Source organism: Mameliella sp. AT18 (assembly GCF_028807275.1).
GTDB classification, from domain to species: domain Bacteria; phylum Pseudomonadota; class Alphaproteobacteria; order Rhodobacterales; family Rhodobacteraceae; genus Antarctobacter; species Antarctobacter albus.
This window is the reverse complement of the sequence record NZ_JARAMO010000173.1, coordinates 1-1,372: the sequence shown is the minus strand read 5'-3', so window position 1 is coordinate 1,372 and position 1,372 is coordinate 1. Positions and strand designations below refer to the sequence as shown.

Below are 1,372 nucleotides of genomic sequence, written 5' to 3'. Positions count from 1 at the left end.
GGTCACGTCCGTCAAGGTGGTGTAATTTGTCAGGTGGCCTGAGGTCATGATCAGGCGGCTTTGATGCTGAGAATTGGGTCTGTCTCCTCGTTGTCGATCTGTGCGAATGCCTCGACCATCATGTAACGGCTGGCGGTTTGCCATTCGTCGTTTTGCTCAAAAAGCACTGCGCCGATGAGGCGGATGATCGACGGCTCATTGGGGAAGATCCCGACGACATCCGCGCGGCGTTTCACTTCCTTGTTGAGTCGTTCGATGGGGTTGGTCGAGTGCAGCTTTGTGCGGTGCTGACGCGGAAAGGCCATGTAGGCGAGGACATCATGTTCGCTGTCGTCCATCAACTCGGCGAGCTTGGGCCACCGTGACCGGAGTTGATCTGCCACCTTGCGCCAGGTTTCCCCGGCAGATGCGCGGTCGGGCTGATCGAAGGCCTGCCGGATCGCGGCGGCGACGACGGTGTGCTGACCGCGAGACACATGCGCCAGGGCGTTGCGCATCCAGTGGACACGGCAGCGCTGCCAGGTGGCGTCGAACACGCGCTCGATGGCCGCCCTGAGGCCGCTGTGCGCATCGCTGATCACCAGCTTGGTGCCGTCGAGACCGCGTGCCTTCAGGCCGCGCAGGAAGTCCATCCAGAATGTCTCTGCCTCGGAAGGGCCAAGCCCCAGACCAATGATTTCCCTGCGCCCATCGGTATTGGCCGCCACAGCGATTATAGCGGCGACACTGACGATGCGCCCGCCCTGCCGGACCTTGAGATAGGTCGCATCCAGCCAAACATACGACCATTCGCCGGTGAGCGGGCGATTGAGGAATTCGTTCACGCGCTCGTCGATGTCCTTGCAGAGCTTCGACACCGTGCTCTTCGAGATACCGGAGAGCCCCATGGCCTGCGCCAGTTCATCGACCCGGCGCGTGGAGACGCCGCCGATCCACGCCTCCTGGATCACCGCTACCAGCGCTTTTTCCGAGGTCTTGCGCGGCTCCAGAAAGCCAGGGAAATAGCTGCCCTGCCGCAGCTTCGGCACCTTCAGGTTCAGCGTGCCCAAACGGGTATCAAGAGAGCGCTCGCGATACCCGTTTCTCCAGGTCGTGCGCTGATCGGCCCGTTCGTGCTTGCCAGCACCGATCAGGCCTTCGACATCGGCCTCCATGATCAGCTGAAGAACGGCCTCGGCGACAGCGCGCAAAAAGTCACCGCCATCCTGCTTTGCGAGAAGCTCAGAAAGGTCCATGTTGGTCTTGGTCATTGGGGTCTCCGTGTGGTTCGTGGTTGAAGTCGCCAAACTCCACCTCGACCATACACCTCAATGGCCACCCGGGATTACACCGTTGAAGGCGCAGAAATTACACCACGTCCTAGGACACTAAC

General features: G+C 60.9%; 1 protein-coding gene. It reads right to left on the bottom strand.

Annotation, left to right across the window (positions count from 1 at the left end):
* Positions 1 to 50 precede the first annotated feature (50 nt).
* Positions 51 to 1,250: an IS256 family transposase gene (locus PVW46_RS15250; RefSeq protein ID WP_274576477.1), complete on the bottom strand. Its 1,200-nt coding sequence runs from the start codon at positions 1,248 to 1,250 to the stop codon at positions 51 to 53.
* Between the last annotated feature and the right edge of the window lie 122 nt (positions 1,251 to 1,372).